A 17,200-nucleotide genomic window follows, 5' to 3' on the forward strand; every position below is an offset into this window, starting at 1 on the left:
CCGCGTGGCCCTGACCCTCCCGGCCCTTCCCCGACCGGCCTTACGGCGGGCGTTGCCCGCGCTCGCGGACCGGCCCAGCCTGCTCGCCGCGGCCACCGTCCTGCTCGTCTGCGTCCCGACCGGCGAGAAGGACGTCACCGCCGCCGTCCACGTCACCGCCGCCGACCTGGCCTCGCTGGCCCTGGTCGCCCTCACCGCGCTCAACCTGCTGCGCGGCCGGCTGCCCACGGTGGACCGGACCACCTGCGCCCTGTTCGGCGGGATCGTCACCGCCGCCGCCGTCGCCACCGTCGGCTCGATCGACCCGGCCACCAGCGTCACCGGCTTCGTCCGACTGGTCCAGGTGTTCGTCCTGGTGCCCGCCGCGGTGCTCTGCTCGCTGCGCGACCGCACCGACCAGCGCCTGGTCCTCGGCTCCTTCGTGCTCGCCGCCCTGATCCAGGGCGCGGTCGGCGCCAAGCAGTACCTCACCCACACCGGCGCCTCCTACACCGGCCAGCCGATCCGGGCCGTCGGCACCTTCGGCGCGCTGGACATCATGGCGATGTCCACGGTGGTCAGCTTCGGGCTGCTCGCCGCCCTGGCCCTGGCCCTCGGTGAACGAGGGGCCGGTGGCGACGCCCGGGTGCGGCGGTCGATGTTCGCCGCCGCGGCCTTCCTCGTCTTCCCGCTCGCCGTCTCCTTCAGCCGCGGCAGCTGGATCGCCACCGGCGTCGCCGCCACCGCGCTGCTGCTGCGCGCGGACGCGCGGCTCGCCGTGCGCAGCGCCGTCCTCGGGCTGGCGGCCGCGGTCGTCCTGGTCGGCGGCCTCGGCCTCGGAGGCTCCGGGGTCACCAAGCGGCTCAGCTCGATCGGCTCCGTCTCCGCCGCCCCCGACCAGTCCGTCTCCGACCGCTACGACCTGTGGGCCACCGCCGGGCGGATCTGGCAGGACCACCCCGTCCACGGCGCCGGGCCGAAGGCCTTCCAGCTGCTGCGCGACAGCCACGCCCCGCTGCGGCTGTCCTCCGGCAGCGACGCCGCCGACGCCACCATCGGCTTCCAGCGCGAACCGCTGCTCTCCCCGCACAACATGTACTTCCTGGTCCTCAGCGAGCAGGGCCTGATCGGCATCACCGCCTACGCCGCGCTCTTCCTGACCCTCCTGATCGGCTGCCTGCGCCGCTCCCGGGGCATGGGCCTCGCGGCGCTCGCCCTGCTCGTCTGGGTCCTGGTCGACTACCTCTACGCCGACATCGGCGGCACCACCACCGTGCTGACCTCCGTCGTCCTCGGCCTCGCCGCCCGCGCCGCCGCCGGGGAGGCGGACCGGTGAGCACCGACCGGCCGGCCGCGCTGGCCGCCCCCCTCCCCGCCCCGCGCGGTGCCCCCGGCGAGCACCCGGCCCCCGCGTCCGACCCGCCGCCCCGCAGCGGCTTCCTCGCCAGGGCCTTCGGCATCACCGCCGTGCTCAGCGCCGCCGGCTCCGGCCTCGGACTGCTGCGCGACCTCCTGTTGGCCCGCTACTTCGGCGCCAACCAGGGCACCGACGCCTTCCTGGTCGCCTGGACCGTCCCCGAGACGGCCGCACCGCTGCTGATCGAGGACGCCATGTCCTTCCTCATGGTGCCCGCCTTCGCGCTCGCCCTGGTCCTGCGCGAGGAGGAGCCGGACGCCCCCGACCCGGTCCGCCAGGTGGTCCGCGCCACCCTGCCGTGGCTGCTGCTCGCGCTCAGCGGCCTCGCCCTGGCCGCCGCCCTCGGCGCCCCGCAGCTGGTCGAGCTGCTCGCCCCCGGCCTGCCCGACCCGGGCCTCGCCGTCACCTGCACCCGGATCACCGCGATCACCGTGCTGCCCTTCGGCGTGGCCGGCTACCTGGCCGCCGCGCTGCGCGCCCACCACGGCTTCACCGCCCCGGCCGGCATCTACGTGGTCTACAACCTCGGCATCCTCGCCGTCCTGCTCGCCCTCCACGCCGCGCTCGGCGTGCGCTCCGCCGCCCTCGGCGTCGCGGCCGGCAGCCTGCTGATGGCCGGCCTGCTGGTCGGCCCGTTCCTGCGCCGGCTGCGCCGCGGCCAGAGCGGAGCCGCCGCCCGCGGCCGCCGCTCGCGCAAGGCCCTGGTGCTGATGCCGCTCGCCCTGCTGCCCGTCGCCGCCTTCACCCTGACCCGCCAGTCGCAGGTCTTCGTCGAGCGCTACCTCGGCTCGGCACTGCCGCCCGGCACCATCTCGCACCTCAACTACGCCGCCAAGGTCTCCCAGCTCGCCATGACGGCGGGCATCCTGATCTGCACCGTCACCTTCCCGCTGGTCGCCCGTGCGCTCGCCGCCGGGGACCTCGCCGCCGCCCGCGACCGGGTGGAGAAGGACCTCGGGCAGGCGGCGGCCGTCGTCCTGCTCGGCACCGCCTTCCTGATGGCCTGCGCCCCCTCCGTCGTCTCGCTGCTGTTCGAGCGCGGCGCCTTCGGCCCGCGCGACACCGCGGCCACCGCCGACGTCATCCGGGTCTACAGCTTCGGCCTGCCCGCCCAGGCGCTGATCGGCGTGATGATCCGCCCGTACTTCTCGCTGCGCCCGGTGGTCCGCCGGGCCGACGACCCCGGACCCGAGGACGGCCGCCGCCGGCTGCTGGACTGGTACCCGGCCGCCGTGATGGTCCTCGGCCTCGGCGTCACCGTCGCCACCGGCGTGCTCGCCACACCCCGCTTCGGCGCCCTGGGGCTCGCCGCCGGCAACGCGGCCGGCATCACCACCACCGCCGCGCTGCTGCTGCGCGGCCTGGTGCTGCGCGGCATCCCGCTGCGGCTGCGCCGGGTCCTCGGCGGCCACGGCCGGCTGGTGGCGGCCGCCGCCGGGGCCACCCTGCTCGGCACCGCCGCCGCCGGACTGGTCGCCGACCCCCTGCTCTCGACCCTCCTCGGGGGCCTGACCGTGGCACTGGCCTTCGCGGCCCTCGGCACCGGGTTCGGTGCCCGCGAGGTGCGCGGCCCGGTCCTCGCCGCCGCCCGGGCCCTGAACCCGCCAACCGTCGCCACCGTCGACGAAGAAGGGAAGCGTCCCCATGGACAATGAACGGGGCACCGTCCGTTCGGCCCGGGCGGGCGTCAGCAACGCCCCGCCGCACCGGGCGCGACTGCCGAGGAGTCGTCACCCGGTCGGCGAACCGTCGATCCCCGGCCCCGCCTCGCCGTGGATCCTGATGTACCACTCGGTGGCGGTCGAGAAGGAGGACCCGTACCGGCTCACCGTCAGCCCCGAGCGGTTCGCCGAGCAGATCGCCTGGCTGCACCGGCGCGGCCGGCGCGGCGTCTCGGTCCGCGAGCTGATGCGGGCCCGCGCCCTCGGCCGGGACGAGAAGCTGGTCGGCCTCACCTTCGACGACGGCTACGCGGACTTCGCCCGGTACGCCGTACCGATCCTGCAGGCCTACGGCTTCACCGCGACCGCGTACGTGGTCGCCGACCTGCTCGGCCGCGCCAACGACTGGGACGTCGAGGGCCCCCGCAAGAAGCTGCTCACCGTCCAGGAGGTCACCGAACTCGCGGCCGCAGGCTGGGAGATCGGCTCGCACGGCCTCGGCCACCAGGCGCTGCCGGGACTGCCGGCCGAGGCGCTCGCGGTGCAGGCCCGGGAGAGCCGGCGCCTGCTGGAGGAGGTCGTCGGGGGCCCGGTCACCGGCTTCTGCTACCCGTACGGCGCCGTCGACCTGCCCGCCACCCTGGCCGTCCGGGACGCCGGGTACGACTACGCCTGCGCCATCGCGCACTCCTCGCTCACCGGCCGCTTCGCGCTGCCCCGCTGCTACGTCGGCGACCGGGACGGCGCCTGGCGGCTGCGTGCCAAGAAGGGCCGGCACCGGCTGCGCGACGCCGTCACCGAGCTGCGCCGCGCGCGGCGGGAGCGCCGGGAGCGCCGGGAGCGCCGGGAGCGCCTGCCATGAGGGTGCTGCACATCGTCACCGGGCTCGCCTCCGGCGGCGCGGAGCGCCAACTCCACCTGCTGCTGCGGCACCTGCCGCCGCACCAGCAGTGCGAGGTGCTCGCCCTGACCAACCCCGGCACGGTCGCCGCCGCCCTGCGGGCCGACGGCGTGACCGTCCACCACCTCGGCATGCGCGGCAACCGGGACCTGCGGGCGCTGCCCCGGCTGGTCCGGCTGGTCCGGGCGGGCCGCTACGACCTGGTGCACACCCACCTCTACCGGGCGCAGCTGTACGGCCGGCTGGCCGCGCGGCTGGCCGGGGTGCGCGCGGTGGTCTCCACCGAGCACTCGCTGCACGCCGGGGTGATCGAGGGCCGGCCGGTCACCCGCGGCGTCAAGGGCCTCTACCTGGCGGCCGAGCGGCTCGGCAGCACCACCGTGGCGGTGTCCCGCCAGGTCGCCCAGACGCTGCGCTCCTGGGGCGTGCCGTCGGCCCGGATCGAGCTGATCCCCAACGGCATCGACAGCGGCCGCTACCGCCTCCCGCCCGTCGAGCGGGCCGCCGCGCGCCGCCGGCTGCGGGCCGAACTCGGCCTGCCCGAGGAGAGCTGGGTGGTCGGCGGGGTGGGCCGGCTGGTCCCCGGCAAGCGCTTCGAGGTGCTGGTCGAGGCACTCGCCGAGCTGGACCCGGCCACCCGGCTGGTGCTGGTCGGCGAGGGCCCGGAGCGCACCGGGCTGGAACGCCGGGCCGCCGAACTCGGCGTCCGGGACCGGCTGGTGCTCACCGGCGAGCGCGACGACGTGCCCGAGCTGCTGGCCGCCCTGGACGTACTGGCCGCGCCCTCCACCGCGGAGACCTTCGGCCTCGGCGTCCTGGAGGGCCTCGCGGCCGGGCTGCCGGTGCGGCACAGCGCCTGCCCGGCGCTCGACGAACTGCCGCCCCGCGCCGCCCCGCAGGCCCGCCGCATCCCCTCCGAGCCCGCCGCCTACGCGGCCGAGCTGCGCGACCTGCGGCACCTGAGCGAGCACACCGCCGATCCGCTGCCGCACCCGCCGGCCGTCGGCCACTACGACATCGCCCGGGTCGCCGCCGACCTGGGCGCCCTCTACGACCGGCTGGCCCGCGCTTGACCGCCCGCCACCGCCGGATCCGCCGTCCCATACCCAAGGAGCCACACCCATGACCACACCGCGCCGAAGCGCCCGCCGCCTGGTCCGCCGCTGGTGGCCGGTGGCGCTCGCGGTTCCGCTGGGCGCCGCGGCCGGCGCCGGGTACGCCGTCGTCTCGCACCCCTCGTACGCCGCCAACGCCTACGTCCTGGTGGTCCCGCAGAACCCGGGGGAGGCCGCGACCGCGACCAACTTCGCCCAGGCGTACGGACGGCTGGCGGGCCAGCCGCAGGTGCTCGCGGTGGCGGCCGCGGAGACCGGTCACACCCGGGCCGAGCTGGAGTCGCTGGTGCACGGGACGACCTCGCCGGACGCCCCGATGATCGAGATCACCGGCACCGGGACGAGTGGCGAGGAGGCCGCCCGGACCGCCGACGCGGTGGCCCACTCGCTGGTCGCCTTCGCCAACACCAGCAGCAAGGACACCAACGTCCGGCTGGTGACGCTGTCGCCGGCCGCCGCACCGGACAAGCCGACCACGCCCTCCGGCAAGCTGGACGTCGCGGTCGGCGGCGCGGCCGGGCTGCTGCTGGGCGCGCTGGTGATGATGACCCGTCGCCGGGGCGGGACGCAGGCCCCGGAGGCCGCGGCGGCCTCCGGGAGCCCGGACGCCCCGGTGCCGGCCGAGCCGGCCGCGGCCCCGGCGCCGCCGCGGCCGCGCAGCGAGGAGCAGTCGGCCGGGGCCGCGGGCAGCGCGACGGGGACCGAGCCGGAGACCGGGCCGAAGGGCGAGCGGGGGGCCGGCGCGAAGGGCGCGACGAAGCCCCTCCAGAAGACCGCCGAGCAGGCCGCCGAGCGGGCCGCCGCGAAGACCGGGACGGCGGAGCCGAAGGCGGAGGCCAAGGCCGCCGCGAAGGCCGGGGCCCGGTCCGGGGCGGCGGAGAAGTCCGCGGCCGGGAGCGACCGATGAGCACCGAGACCCGCGGCGCAGGCCTGCCGGCCCAGTCGGCGGCGCCGTCCTGGACCACCGAGCTGCGCTGCGAGGACGACGCCCTGGACGCCGTCGCCGAGGAGTGGGACGACCTGGCCGCCCGCTGCCGGACCGCCACCTTCTTCCAGGCCGCCGCCTGGCAGCGCTCCTGGTGGCGCCACTACGGCCGCCCGGGTGGCCTGGTCGTGGTGCTGGTCCGCCGGGACGGGCGGCTGGTCGGCGCGGGCGCCTTCCGCCGCCGCGGCGGCCCGCTCGGCGGCCTGACCGGCCTCGGCGACGGGCTGGCCGACTACACCGACGTCCTGCTCGACGACGAGTGCGCCGACCGGGCCGCCACCGAGTTCGCCGCCGCCCTCCCGCTCACCCGCCCCTGGCACTGGCTGGAGCTGCGCGAGGTGCACCCCGAGGCGGCGGTGCAGCGGGTGTACGCGCAGTGGCGCGGCAGCCGCCGCCGCTTCGAGGACTCGCTCTGCCAGTACCTGCCGGCCGTCCCGATGGAGCGGCTGCTCAAGCGGGTGCCCGGCAAGACCGCCCAGCGCAGCAGGGTGAAGCTGCGCAAGATCGCCGAGGCCGGGGTGCAGGTCCGCTCGACCCCGCCGGAAGACGTGCCGGATGCGCTGGCGGGGCTGCTGCGGCTGCACTTCCTGCAGTGGCAGGACCGCGGTGTCACGCCGGAGCACCGCAGCGAGCGGTTCGCCCGGCACCTCACCGAGTCCACCACCGGCCTGGTCGCCACCGGCAGGGCCGCCGTCCACCAGTTCCACCTGGACGGCCAGCTGGTCGCGGTGAACCTGCTGCTGCTCTGCCCCTCCTTCGGCGGGCTGTACCTGTACGGGGCGCACCCGGTGCTGCGCGAGCGGCTGGACATCGCCGGACTGCTGTTCGGCGCGGCGCTGGAGGAAACGGTCGGCGCGGGCATCCCGGTGCTCGGCCTGCTGCGCGGCCAGGAGCCGTACAAGCAGCGCTGGCGCCCGGACCGGCTGCCCAACCAGCGGCTGCTGCTGGGCCCCGCGGGCGCCGCGCCAGCCGCGGCCGTCCGGGCCGGGGCGGTGCGCGCCCGGCAGGCGGCGGCGCACCAGCTGGGCACCCGTTTCCCCGGGCTCAAGGAAGCGCTGCTGGCCCGCCGCCGCGCCTGACCGGTCAGCGCCGGGCGGGCGTCGAAGCCGCCGACGGGCTCGCGGCCGGGCTCGCGGACGGCCCCGGTGTCGGCCTCGGCGTCGCGGCCGCGGTCGCGACGGCGCTCGCGCTCGGCGGGGCGGGCACGCCCGGCACCGCCGGCAAGGAGGGGAGCGGGGGAACGGTCGGAGTCGGGGGCGCGGTCGGGACCGTCGCCGGCGCCCCCTTCGACCCGGACATCAGCTGCTTGAACCGCGCCGCCGAGCGCGGATTGCTGCCGCACCCGAAGAAGCCGTGCGGGCAGTAGTCGGTGACCGTCTGGTAGGCGGTGTCGTGGGTGCGCATCCAGTCGACCATCCGCTGGACGTACTCGGGGTTGTCGCCGTTGCGGAACAGCCCCCACTCCGGGTACGAGACCGGCTTGCCGCGCTTGGCGGCGAACTCCACCTGGTCCTGCAGGCCGTACGGCTCGCGCACGTGGTCGTCGAAGGTGCCGCCGGCGGGCTGGTCGTAGCTGTCCATGCCGATGATGTCGACCACGTCGTCGCCGGGGTAGCACTTGGTCCACGGGATCGCGTCCAAGCCCCGGTTGGGGGCGAAGTCGAAGCGGAACCGCTGCCCGGGCACCGAGCGCATCACCCCGACGATCCGCCGCCAGTACGCCTTCCACGCGGAGGGGTCGGGCTTGCAGCGGTGGGTGTAGGTGGTGCCGTTCATCTCCCAGCCGAGGGTGAGCACGGTGTCCGCGCCGCCCACCGCGACCAGCCGCCGGGCGAGCTTGAGGAAGTGGGCGTCGAAGTCGCCGCGGACGCCCCGGCCGAGCAGCTTGACGACCTCGCCGTCCGACACGTTCGCCTCGTTGGGCACCAGCATCGGCACGCCGAGCACCAGCAGCCGGGACGGGTCGGCCAGCCGCCACTGCGACCACATGCCGAGCACCACCGGCTCGCCCTCGATGTCGGCCCAGCCGTTGCCGGCCAGGTACGTGTGGCCGACCTGCATGTTCGCGCCGCCCAACCACTGGGCGTACCGGCCGATCTGCGGGATGTACGTGTCCCAGGAACCGACGAAGGCGCCGAACGGCGGCTCGTGCCTGGGGCGCTGGACCGGCGGGCGGGGGGCGGCGCCGCGCGGCTCGAAGGCGTCCGAGGAGAGGGAGTGCCGCTCGGTCTGGCTGAGCGGCGTCCCGGCCGGGACGCTGGCCGTGGCCATCAGCAGCAGGGCGGCGGCGGCCAGCGCCAGGCGGCCGATTCGCATGGTCTCTCCTCCGGACGTCGCGGGGTCGGGGCGCCCGCTCCGGCGTGGACGGACCGTGGCGCCCCGGTTGCCGACAGTAGGCCCGCCGGAGGACGGAAAAGGCTGAATGTCACCCTAAAGTGGGCGATATTCGAACGCCGTCTGCCGCAACCACCCCCGGACGGCCGCCGTGTATCAGATCTGTAACGGTCCGCCCGGGCCCGTACGGTCCGCTCCGGCGGGCCCCGCCGAGCGGTCGGCGCGCCGACGGCGCAGGTGGGCGGGCGGGCGCGCGGGCGGGGCGCGCGCGACCGGGCACGCGGTTCGCGGCGCGGGCGGCGCCCGGAACCGGGCTGACTCGCCCGCCCGGCGAAAGGTACGCTCCGGCCGTGTCCCGGAAGCCGCTGCGTGTACTGACCCCCCGCTCGATCCTGCCTGCCCTGGCGGTGATGCTGGTCCTTGCGGCCGGAGCGGCGGCCCACGCGAACAAGCCGGTGCCCTTCGGCGACCGGGTGGCCGGGCCGGGCGCGGAGGCGACCCCGGTGAACTCGGAGTCGCTCAGCGCGGCCGACCTGGACCTGCGGGTCGGCCCTGGCCTGGAGGCCTTCCACAAGCAGACCGGCGAGCAGGCCTGGTCCTACCGCCGCGAGGGCGCCGAGGCGCTCTACCTGGCGATGGCCGGGGACAACGCGATCGTGGTCTGGGACGACGGCATGGTCACCTCGGTGCGCCCCGGCGACCACTCGGTGCGCTGGCACCGCGCGGTGCCGGGCCTGGCGGACTGGCTGCGCGGCGACGGCGAGCCCGGCGCCGACAAGCGGACCGACGCCCAGCGCAAGCAGCTCGCCGAGCAGCGGGCCGCCGGCGCCCTGCACACCGTCCAGCGGGACGGCTCGCCCTGGCTGGCCCTGGTGACGCCGAACCTGACCATGGGCCTGCGCGACGCCGACGGCGACCTGCGCTACAACGACAAGCCGGCCAACGGCTGCGTCTACGACCCGCTGCGCGCCGTGCACACCGACTACGCCGTACTCATCCCGCGCACCTGCACCAACGGCAGCGGGCAGGCCGTCTCCGGCGGCATCACCGGCTACCGGCTGGACAGCAACGGCTGGGCGATGAGCGCCGGCCCGGCCGCGACCGTCAAGGTGCTGGACCGCAGCCGGGTGGAGATCACCGACGGGCCGATCGTCCCGCCCAAGGTCTTCGACACCAAGGCGGCGGCGCCCGAGACGGCCTGCGGCGCCCTCGACGCGCCCTTCGCCGCCGTCCGTCCGCAGGGCGGCTGCGCCGACCCGTCCGGTGCCCCGACCGCGGGCGCGCCGGCCGCGCCTGCGGCGCCCGACGGCGCCGCGCCCGCGGCACCGGCGAGCCCCGCGGCGACCGACGCTCCGCCGATCCCGGCCGCGACGGACGCCCCGGCGGCGCCGGACACCACCGCCGCCACGGTGCCCGCGGACGACCGGACGGGCGCGCAGCAGCCGTAACCGACGGGCCGTCGGGGCGGCGGGCACCGTGGGGGCGGTCGGCCCCCGGGGCGATTCGCGCGGCCCGGTAGACTTGCCGCCATGGCTATCTTCTCCGGGCACTAGCGGGCCGCGGCGCCCCCTCAGCGCGCCGACCGCCGACGAAGCCCCTTTCCGCTCGCCCGGCCCCGGGCCCCGCCCGGCCGCCCGCCCACGTCCCAGGAGTAGTTCCCAGCCATGATTTCCGCGAACGCCCTAGAGCTGCGCGCCGGTGCCCGGATCCTGATCGAGTCCGCGAACTTCAAGGTCGCCGCCGGCGACCGGATCGGTCTGGTCGGGCGCAACGGCGCCGGCAAGACCACGCTCACCAAGGTGCTGGCCGGCGAGGGCCTGCCCGCCGCCGGGACCGTCACCCGTTCCGGCGAGGTCGGCTACCTCCCGCAGGACCCGCGCACCGGTGACCTGGACGTCCTCGCCAAGGACCGCATCCTCTCCGCCCGCGGCCTCGACACCGTGCTGAGGAAGATGCGCGAGAACGAGGACCGGATGGCGAACGGCAAGGGCGCCACCCGCGACAACGCGATGAAGAAGTACGCCCGGCTGGAGACCGAGTTCCTCACCAAGGGCGGGTACGCCGCCGAGGCCGAGGCCGCCACCATCGCCGCCGCGCTGGGCCTGCCGGACCGCATCCTCGGCCAGCCGCTGCACACCCTCTCCGGTGGTCAGCGCCGTCGCGTCGAGCTGGCCCGGATCCTCTTCTCGGACTCCGACGTGCTGCTCCTCGACGAGCCCACCAACCACCTGGACGCGGACTCGATCGTCTGGCTGCGGGACTTCCTGAAGACGTACAAGGGCGGCTTCATCGTCATCTCGCACGACGTCGACCTGGTCGAGACGGTCGTCAACAAGGTCTTCTACCTGGACGCCAACCGCTCCTGCATCGACGTCTACAACATGGGCTGGAAGCAGTACCAGCAGCAGCGCGAGGACGACGAGAAGCGCCGCAAGCGCGAGCGGGCCAACGCCGAGAAGAAGGCCGCGACCCTGAACGCGCAGGCCGACAAGATGCGCGCCAAGGCCACCAAGACGGTGGCCGCGCAGAACATGGCCCGCCGCGCCGACAAGCTGCTCGCCGGCCTGGAGCAGGTCCGGGTGAACGACAAGGTCGCCAAGCTGCGCTTCCCGGAGCCGGCCCCCTGCGGCAAGACCCCGCTGACCGCCAGCGGCCTGTCCAAGTCCTACGGCTCGCTGGAGATCTTCACCGACGTCGACCTGGCGATCGACCGCGGCTCGCGGGTCGTCGTGCTGGGCTTCAACGGCGCCGGCAAGACCACCCTGCTGCGGATGCTGGCCGGGGTCGAGGCGCCGGACACCGGCGAGGTCATCCCGGGCCACGGCCTCAAGATCGGCTACTACGCCCAGGAGCACGAGACGCTCGACCCGGAGCGCACCGTCCTGGAGAACATGCGCTCGGCCGCGCCGGACACGGACCTGGTGCAGATCCGCAAGATCCTCGGCTCCTTCCTGTTCTCCGGCGACGACGTGGACAAGCCCGCCGGGGTGCTCTCCGGTGGTGAGAAGACCCGTCTGGCGCTGGCCACCCTGGTGGTCTCCTCCGCCAACGTGCTGCTGCTCGACGAGCCCACCAACAACCTCGACCCGGCCAGCCGCGAGGAGATCCTGGGCGCGCTGCGCGAGTTCTCCGGCGCGGTCGTGCTGGTCACCCACGACGAGGGCGCGGTCGAGGCGCTCGACCCGGAGCGGATCATCCTGCTGCCGGACGGCGTGGAGGACCTGTGGAACCCGTCGTACGCCGATCTGGTCTCGCTGACCTGACCGGCAGTAGACGCGGCATCCGCTTTTCGGACCAGAAAAACTAGTCCTTACGGCGTGTCCGGGAATGAAGTAGACCCGGATTCCGTTTAAGGACTTCCCGTCGGCCCGCCACTCGATCGTGGTCGGGCCGACGCTGCTGATCAGCTCTTTCTCGGCGAACGGCGGCACCCGCCCGGGGGCGTGCACTCTGCGTGAGCGCCCTGGTGCGCTCGGATCACCACCGGAGGACCACGCATTTCCGACATCGACCTTGTCGAATGGGTGGCCAGGACGCGGTGGATGGGTGATCATGGGAATCTGACCGAGCAACGCTACGAGGAGGCACGGGTGGCCGAGACTCTGAAAAAGGGCAGCCGGGTGACCGGTGCCGCGCGTGAGAAGCTCGCGGCCGATCTCAAGAAGAAGTACGACTCCGGGGCGAGCATTCGCGCTCTCGCGGAGGAGACCGGTCGTTCGTACGGCTTCGTGCACCGGATGCTGAGCGAGTCCGGAGTGATCCTCCGGGGCCGCGGCGGTGCCACGCGGGGCAAGAACAAGGCGACTGCCGGGGCCGGTTCCTGACGGTTCGTCAGCCATTGGCTGGATGACGCGGCGGCAGGGCGCCGACCGAGGAGACGACAGCTGACCGTCAGCTGGACGCCCGCCCTCGGGTCGTGTGGACCGGCCGCCGATCGTCATGTCCGGGGTGTCGCCCATCCCCCGATTCCCTCCCTCGCGGGCTCCGTCGATCTTTCCGGGCCGGGCCCCTGCCCACGCGCGTCCAGGTTTGTTACTCTCCGGTAGCCACATCCCCCGCCACCGGAGGTCCCCGCATGACCGCTCCCGCCACCGACCCGCAGGCCCCGAGCTGGGAGCGGGACGGCGTCCGCCTGGAGATCGACGGCGAACTCGCCGTCGTCACCCTCTGTCAGCCCAAGCGGCGCAACGCCCAGTCGCCCGCGCTCTGGCGCGCCCTCACCGACGCCGGCCGCGACCTGCCCGGCAGCGTCCGGGTGGTCCTGCTGCGCGCGGAGGGCGTCTCCTTCTCGGCCGGGCTGGACCGGGCCATGTTCACCGCCGAGGGCATCCCCGGCGAGCCCACCTTCCTGCAGCTCGCCGGCGCGAGCGACAAGGAGCTGGACGACACCATCGCCACGTACCAGGAGGCCTTCACCTGGTGGCGCCGCCCGGACCTGATCTCCATCGCCGTCGTCCAGGGCCACGCCGTCGGCGCCGGCTTCCAGCTGGCCCTCGGCTGTGACCTGCGGGTGGTCGCGGAGGACGTCCAGTTCGCGATGAAGGAGACCTCGCTCGGCCTCGTCCCCGACCTGGCCGGCACCAAGCCGCTCACCGAACTCGTCGGCTACGCCCGGGCGCTGGAGATCTGCGCGACCGGTCGCTGGGTCGGCGCCGAGGAGTCCGCGGCGATCGGGCTGGCCAACCTGGCCGTGCCGCTCGCGGAGCTGGACGCGGCCGCGCGCGACCTCGCGGCGGCCCTGCTGGCCGCTCCGCGCGGAGCGGTGATCGAGACCAAGGCCCTGCTGCAGGGGGCCGGGGGGCGCTCGTTCGAGGAGCAGCGCTCCGCCGAACGGGTGGCGCAGGCGCGACGACTGCGGGAGCTCGCCGGGATCGGCGACTGACGGCTCGGCTTTCGCCGAAGGCCCGGACCGGGGAGATGCCCCGGGCCGGGCCTTCGGCGTTCCCGGGGCCGGGCTGGGCTGCCCGGGGTTCTGGGGGTCTGTGGGGCTGCGCGTGTGTGGGAGGTGCGCGGGTGGGTGCCGGGTGGGTGTCGCGTGGGTGTCGCTCGGCGGGCGCGGTACGTGGCGAAATGCCAGAGTTGGGGAGGTTTGCGATATAGCTGGAGCCGTACGACGGGAGAATCGTCCATGCCTGACACTCCGACGCCCGCGACCCTGCACAAGAACGCCGGCGGAACACCCACCCCCGGCCCGCCGCCGGGCGCCTCCGTCGGCGCCAAGCCGGTCGGGGAGCGCGGCCGCACGGCGCTGGCCGTCGGCGTGGTCGAGAAGATCGCCGGGATGGCCGCCCGGGAGGTCCCCGGGATCCACGCGCTGGGGTCCGGGCTCGCCCGTACCTTCGGTGCGATGCGGGACCGGGTGCCCGGTGGCAAGTCCAGCATCGGACGGGGGATCAAGGCCGAAGTCGGCGAGAAGCAGACCGCCATCGACATCGCCCTGGTGGTCGAGTACGGCGTGGTCATTCCCGAGCTCGCCCGCCAGGTGCGGGACAACATCATCACGGCGGTCGAGCGGATGACCGGCCTGGAGGTCGTCGAGGTCAACATCGCCGTCAATGACGTCCACCTCCCGGACGAACCGGAGTTCGAGGAGGAAGAGGAGCCGGTGTCGGCGCCCGGGCAGCGGACCAAGCTCAAGTAGCGGGTGGTGCGGGCGGCGCCCGTGCCGGGAGGCGGCGGGACGAAGCGGCGGGACGAAGCGGCGGGACGAAGCGGCGGGACGAAGCGGCGTGGAACGAGGGAGTAGCGGATGAACCTGGCCATCGTCGGCCTGGTGGTGGGCATGGCCCTCGGCTTCGCCGGGTACTTCGGGGGGTTCGCGGCGTTCCTGCTGGTGGCCGCGCTCGGGTTGGTCGGATTCGTGGCCGGGCGCTTGCTGGAGGGCGACATCGAATTGGGCGAACTCGGGGACCTGCTCCGCGGCCGCGACCGGCGTCGTTGATGGGGACCGCTGCCTCGGGCCCGGTGTCCGGGCCGGTGTCCGGGTCAGGGGCCGGGTCTGGTGGGGTGTCCGGTTCGGGGCGGCGGGGGCGGTTGCGGGTCGCGGACCGGGTGTACGCGCGGATCGCCGCCCGGGCTGCGCGGGAGGCGTTGGCCGGTGCCTGGCCCGCCGGGCGGGTGAAGGGGGCGCCGCCACGGGTCTCGGTGACGGTGCCGGGCAGCACGGTGAGGGTGCGGGTCGAGCTGGATCTGCCCTTTCCGGCGGATGTCGGTGCGTTGGCGCGGGCGGTGCGGGACTCCATCGCCGCGCGGGTGGTCGGGCTGACCGGGACCAGGGTGTCGGACGTGGTGGTCGTGGTCGAGAAGTTGGTGGCCGGGGGTTCCTCGTGAGTGACGTGGGTGGCCTGGGCTCGGCGTCCGGGGAGTCGGTCGGTGGTGGGGTGGCGGTCGGTGGTGGGGAGGGGGCCGGTGGTGGGGAGCGGAAGGGGGAGGTGCGGCGGTTGCGGGCGCCGCGGACGGTGGCTGCGGCGTCGGTGGCGACGGTGGTGCTGGTCGTCGCGGGGGCGCTGCTGTACGACGTGGTCGCGGTACGGGCCGGGCGGCCCGCGCGGAGGTGGCGGGCGCAGATCGCCGACGAGCTGGCGACGCGGCACCTCGACGACCCATGGGTGCTGGTGGGCGCCGGGGTGGCGACGCTGCTGGGCGGATGGCTGCTGTGGCTGGCGATCGCGCCCGGCTTGCGGAGGTGGCTGGTGCTGCGGTCGTACGGGGGGACGGCTGCGGCCATCGACCGGGGTGGCATCGGGCACCTGCTGGTGGACCGGGCGGCGGGGCTGGCCGGGATCGACCACCTGCGGATCCGGGTCGGGCGGCGGAGGGTCCGGGTTTCGCTGGTCGGGCCGGCGGACCCGGTGTCGGTGCAGCGGCAGTTGCGGGAGGAGTTGGAGCGGGTGGGGTTGGCGCGGCCGTTGCGGTTGGACGTGCGGACGGCGGGGCGGCGGCGGGTGGAACGGGGTGACGGGGTTGACGGGTCCCGTGGGGATGGCGGGGCCGGTGGGGATGGCGTGGGTGGTGGGGATGGCAGGGGTGGTGGGGATGGCGGGGCCAGTAGGGATGGCGGGGATGGCAGGGGTGGTGGCTCTGGTGGGGTGGATGGTTCAGGTGGTGCTAGTGGGGCTGGTGGGGGTGCGGAGGAGCGCGCGGGGACGGAGGTGGCCGGGTGAGGCGGGTGGTCGTGAACCGGGTGCTGCTGGGGGTGGTGGGGGTGGTGCTGCTGGGTGCGGGGGTGTTGGTGCTGGCGGGTGGGCTCGACCTGTACCGGCGGTTGGGTGTGGATCCGCCGGGGTGGTGGCCGCTGACGTCGCCGGACCAGCCGGTGGTGAGTGCGCGGACGCGGGGGCGGTGGGTGTCGTCGACCTGGTGGTGGCCGACGGTGATCGGCGGCTTGGCCGTACTGATGGCGGGGATGGTGTGGTGGCTGGTGGCGCAGCTGCGGCGGACCGGGCTGTCGAGCATCGCGGTGCCGATGCCGGGGGTGAGCGGGCTTCGACTGCGGGTCAGCGCACGCGCGTTGGAGGAGGCGCTGGAGACCGGGACGGTGGTGCTGCCCGAGGTCGAGCGGGTAGGGGTCCGGCTGGTGCGGGCCCCGGGCCATCCGCGGTTGCGCGGCGCGGTGCGGTTGACGCCGGGTGGGGATCCGGCCGGGCTGGTTGAGCACTTCGAGGACGGGCCGCGGGCCGATGCGTGCGGCAGCCTGGGGTTGCCGGAGTTGCCCGCCGACCTGCGGATCCGGGTGTTGCAGGCTGCCCCCGCCGAGCCGCGGCGCCGGTGGCCTCGGCGGCGGGGGAGGCGGAGGCATCCGAGGGTGGTTTAGGAGGAGAGGGGTGGGAACAGGGCCCGGATGGGGGGCGGCGGTGGTTGAGGGCGGTTGAGGGTCAGAGGGTGCGGAGGGCGCCGCCGTCGACCGGGACCATCAGGCCGGTCAGGTAGGAGGCGGCGGGGGAGAGCAGGAAGGCGGCGACCTTGCCGAACTCCTCGGGGGTGCCGTAACGGCCCAGCGGGATGGCGGCGTTGGCGGCGGCCCGGGCGGCCTCCGGATCGGCGGCGAGGGAATCGAGTTCACGGACCCGGTCGGTGTCGATCCGGGACGGGAGCAGGCCGACCACGCGGATGCCACGGGGGCCGAGTTCGTCGGCGAGGGCCTTGGCGGCCATGGCGAGACCGGGGCGCAGGCCGTTGGAGATGCCCAGGCCCGGGATCGGCTGGCGGACCGAGCTGGAGAGCACGAAGCCGATCACACCGCCCTCGGGGAGTGCGGCGGCAGCAGCGCGGGCGAGGCGGAGAGCACCGAGGAAGACGGACTCGAAGGCATCGCGCCAGGCCTCCTCGGGGGTGGTCTCGACCGGGCCGGCCTGGGGGCCGCCGACGCTGATCAGGATGCCGTCGAGACGGCCGAAGTGCTCGGTCGCGGCCGCGATCAGTCGTTCGGGGGTGTCGGGGGAGGCGTTGTCGGCGACCAGGCCCTGGGCGGTGCCGAGAGGGGTGAGTTCGGCGACGGCCTTGTCGACGGCCTGCTGGGTGCGGCCGCTGACGAGGACGCGGGCGCCGTCGGCGGCGAGTTCGCGGGCGGCGGCGAGGCCGAGGCCTCGGGTGGCGCCGGTGACGATGTAGGCCTTGTCTTTGAGTCCTAGGTCCATGGGGGTCATTTTGCCGGGTGGGGGCCGCTGCGCGGGGCTGGGGTGTGGGGGTTTGCTTTCGGGAGGGTGGGGGGCGGGGGGGGGGGGGGGGGGGGGGGGGGGGGGGGGGGGGGGGGGGGGGGGGGGTGGGGGGGGGGGGGGGGGGGGGGGGGGGGGGGGGGGGGGGGGGGGG

At 75.2% G+C, this 17,200-nt stretch carries 17 protein-coding genes; 15 read left to right on the forward strand and 2 right to left on the reverse strand.

Annotated features, from left to right (window positions below; translation table 11 throughout):
• The first annotated feature begins 4 nt into the window (after window positions 1–4).
• Genes ACIRD3_RS21330 through ACIRD3_RS21355 form a run of 6 tightly spaced genes read left to right on the forward strand, consistent with a single transcriptional unit; the run spans window position 5 to window position 7,137 of the window.
• Complete coding sequence (locus tag ACIRD3_RS21330; RefSeq protein ID WP_402218794.1) at window positions 5–1,315, forward strand: O-antigen ligase family protein; 1,311 nt, start codon at window positions 5–7, stop codon at window positions 1,313–1,315.
• Complete coding sequence (locus tag ACIRD3_RS21335) at window positions 1,312–3,051, forward strand: lipid II flippase MurJ (protein ID WP_402218797.1); 1,740 nt, start codon at window positions 1,312–1,314, stop codon at window positions 3,049–3,051. The genes ACIRD3_RS21330 and ACIRD3_RS21335 overlap by 4 nt, the downstream gene beginning before the upstream one ends.
• Window positions 3,041–3,919 carry a polysaccharide deacetylase family protein gene (locus tag ACIRD3_RS21340; protein WP_402218800.1) on the forward strand — a complete coding sequence of 293 codons (879 nt, stop codon included), beginning with the start codon at window positions 3,041–3,043 and terminating at the stop codon, window positions 3,917–3,919. Before ACIRD3_RS21335 ends, ACIRD3_RS21340 begins: the two co-directional genes overlap by 11 nt.
• A complete protein-coding gene (locus ACIRD3_RS21345) occupies window positions 3,916–5,031 on the forward strand; it encodes a glycosyltransferase (RefSeq protein ID WP_402218803.1) in 1,116 nt (371 codons plus the stop codon). The genes ACIRD3_RS21340 and ACIRD3_RS21345 overlap by 4 nt, the downstream gene beginning before the upstream one ends.
• 49 nt (window positions 5,032–5,080) lie before the next feature.
• Window positions 5,081–5,980, forward strand: coding sequence for a Wzz/FepE/Etk N-terminal domain-containing protein (locus ACIRD3_RS21350; protein WP_402218805.1), 900 nt, complete (start codon window positions 5,081–5,083; stop codon window positions 5,978–5,980).
• On the forward strand, window positions 5,977–7,137 hold the full coding sequence (locus ACIRD3_RS21355) for a GNAT family N-acetyltransferase (protein ID WP_402218808.1): 1,161 nt from the start codon (window positions 5,977–5,979) through the stop codon (window positions 7,135–7,137). Before ACIRD3_RS21350 ends, ACIRD3_RS21355 begins: the two co-directional genes overlap by 4 nt.
• A gap of 4 nt (window positions 7,138–7,141) precedes the next feature.
• Here ACIRD3_RS21355 and ACIRD3_RS21360 read toward each other — a convergent pair whose 3' ends face one another.
• Entirely contained in the window at window positions 7,142–8,374 is a 1,233-nt protein-coding gene (locus ACIRD3_RS21360) for a glycoside hydrolase family 26 protein (protein WP_402218811.1), read from the reverse strand.
• Window positions 8,375–8,742: 368 nt separating this feature from the next.
• Here ACIRD3_RS21360 and ACIRD3_RS21365 point away from each other — a divergent pair, with 368 nt between their 5' ends.
• The 9 genes from ACIRD3_RS21365 (at window position 8,743) to ACIRD3_RS21405 (ending at window position 16,205) form a co-directional block, all read left to right on the forward strand.
• Window positions 8,743–9,840 (forward strand): hypothetical protein, encoded by a 1,098-nt coding sequence (locus ACIRD3_RS21365; RefSeq protein ID WP_402218814.1) that lies wholly within the window; start codon window positions 8,743–8,745, stop codon window positions 9,838–9,840.
• 216 nt (window positions 9,841–10,056) lie between these two features.
• Window positions 10,057–11,655 (forward strand): ABC-F family ATP-binding cassette domain-containing protein, encoded by a 1,599-nt coding sequence (locus ACIRD3_RS21370; RefSeq protein ID WP_402218816.1) that lies wholly within the window; start codon window positions 10,057–10,059, stop codon window positions 11,653–11,655.
• A gap of 327 nt (window positions 11,656–11,982) precedes the next feature.
• Window positions 11,983–12,216 carry a helix-turn-helix domain-containing protein gene (locus tag ACIRD3_RS21375; RefSeq protein WP_030059940.1) on the forward strand — a complete coding sequence of 78 codons (234 nt, stop codon included), beginning with the start codon at window positions 11,983–11,985 and terminating at the stop codon, window positions 12,214–12,216.
• Between the two features lie 251 nt (window positions 12,217–12,467).
• Window positions 12,468–13,274 carry an enoyl-CoA hydratase/isomerase family protein gene (locus tag ACIRD3_RS21380; protein WP_402218819.1) on the forward strand — a complete coding sequence of 269 codons (807 nt, stop codon included), beginning with the start codon at window positions 12,468–12,470 and terminating at the stop codon, window positions 13,272–13,274.
• Window positions 13,275–13,520: 246 nt separating this feature from the next.
• On the forward strand, window positions 13,521–14,033 hold the full coding sequence (locus ACIRD3_RS21385; protein WP_402218822.1) for an Asp23/Gls24 family envelope stress response protein: 513 nt from the start codon (window positions 13,521–13,523) through the stop codon (window positions 14,031–14,033).
• A 108-nt stretch (window positions 14,034–14,141) separates the two neighbouring features.
• Complete coding sequence (locus tag ACIRD3_RS21390) at window positions 14,142–14,333, forward strand: hypothetical protein (protein ID WP_030242122.1); 192 nt, start codon at window positions 14,142–14,144, stop codon at window positions 14,331–14,333.
• A gap of 92 nt (window positions 14,334–14,425) precedes the next feature.
• Window positions 14,426–14,722, forward strand: coding sequence for a hypothetical protein (locus ACIRD3_RS21395; RefSeq protein ID WP_402218825.1), 297 nt, complete (start codon window positions 14,426–14,428; stop codon window positions 14,720–14,722).
• 143 nt (window positions 14,723–14,865) lie between these two features.
• Complete coding sequence (locus tag ACIRD3_RS21400) at window positions 14,866–15,555, forward strand: DUF6286 domain-containing protein (protein WP_402218828.1); 690 nt, start codon at window positions 14,866–14,868, stop codon at window positions 15,553–15,555.
• 11 nt (window positions 15,556–15,566) lie between these two features.
• Window positions 15,567–16,205: an alkaline shock response membrane anchor protein AmaP gene (locus ACIRD3_RS21405; RefSeq protein WP_402218830.1), complete on the forward strand. Its 639-nt coding sequence runs from the start codon at window positions 15,567–15,569 to the stop codon at window positions 16,203–16,205.
• A 61-nt stretch (window positions 16,206–16,266) separates the two neighbouring features.
• On the opposite strand, the gene ACIRD3_RS21410 is transcribed toward ACIRD3_RS21405, so the two are convergent.
• Window positions 16,267–17,028 carry an SDR family oxidoreductase gene (locus ACIRD3_RS21410; protein WP_402218833.1) on the reverse strand — a complete coding sequence of 254 codons (762 nt, stop codon included), beginning with the start codon at window positions 17,026–17,028 and terminating at the stop codon, window positions 16,267–16,269.
• Window positions 17,029–17,200 lie beyond the last annotated feature (172 nt).

The organism is Kitasatospora sp. NPDC093550, from assembly GCF_044764985.1.
GTDB lineage: Bacteria > Actinomycetota > Actinomycetes > Streptomycetales > Streptomycetaceae > Kitasatospora.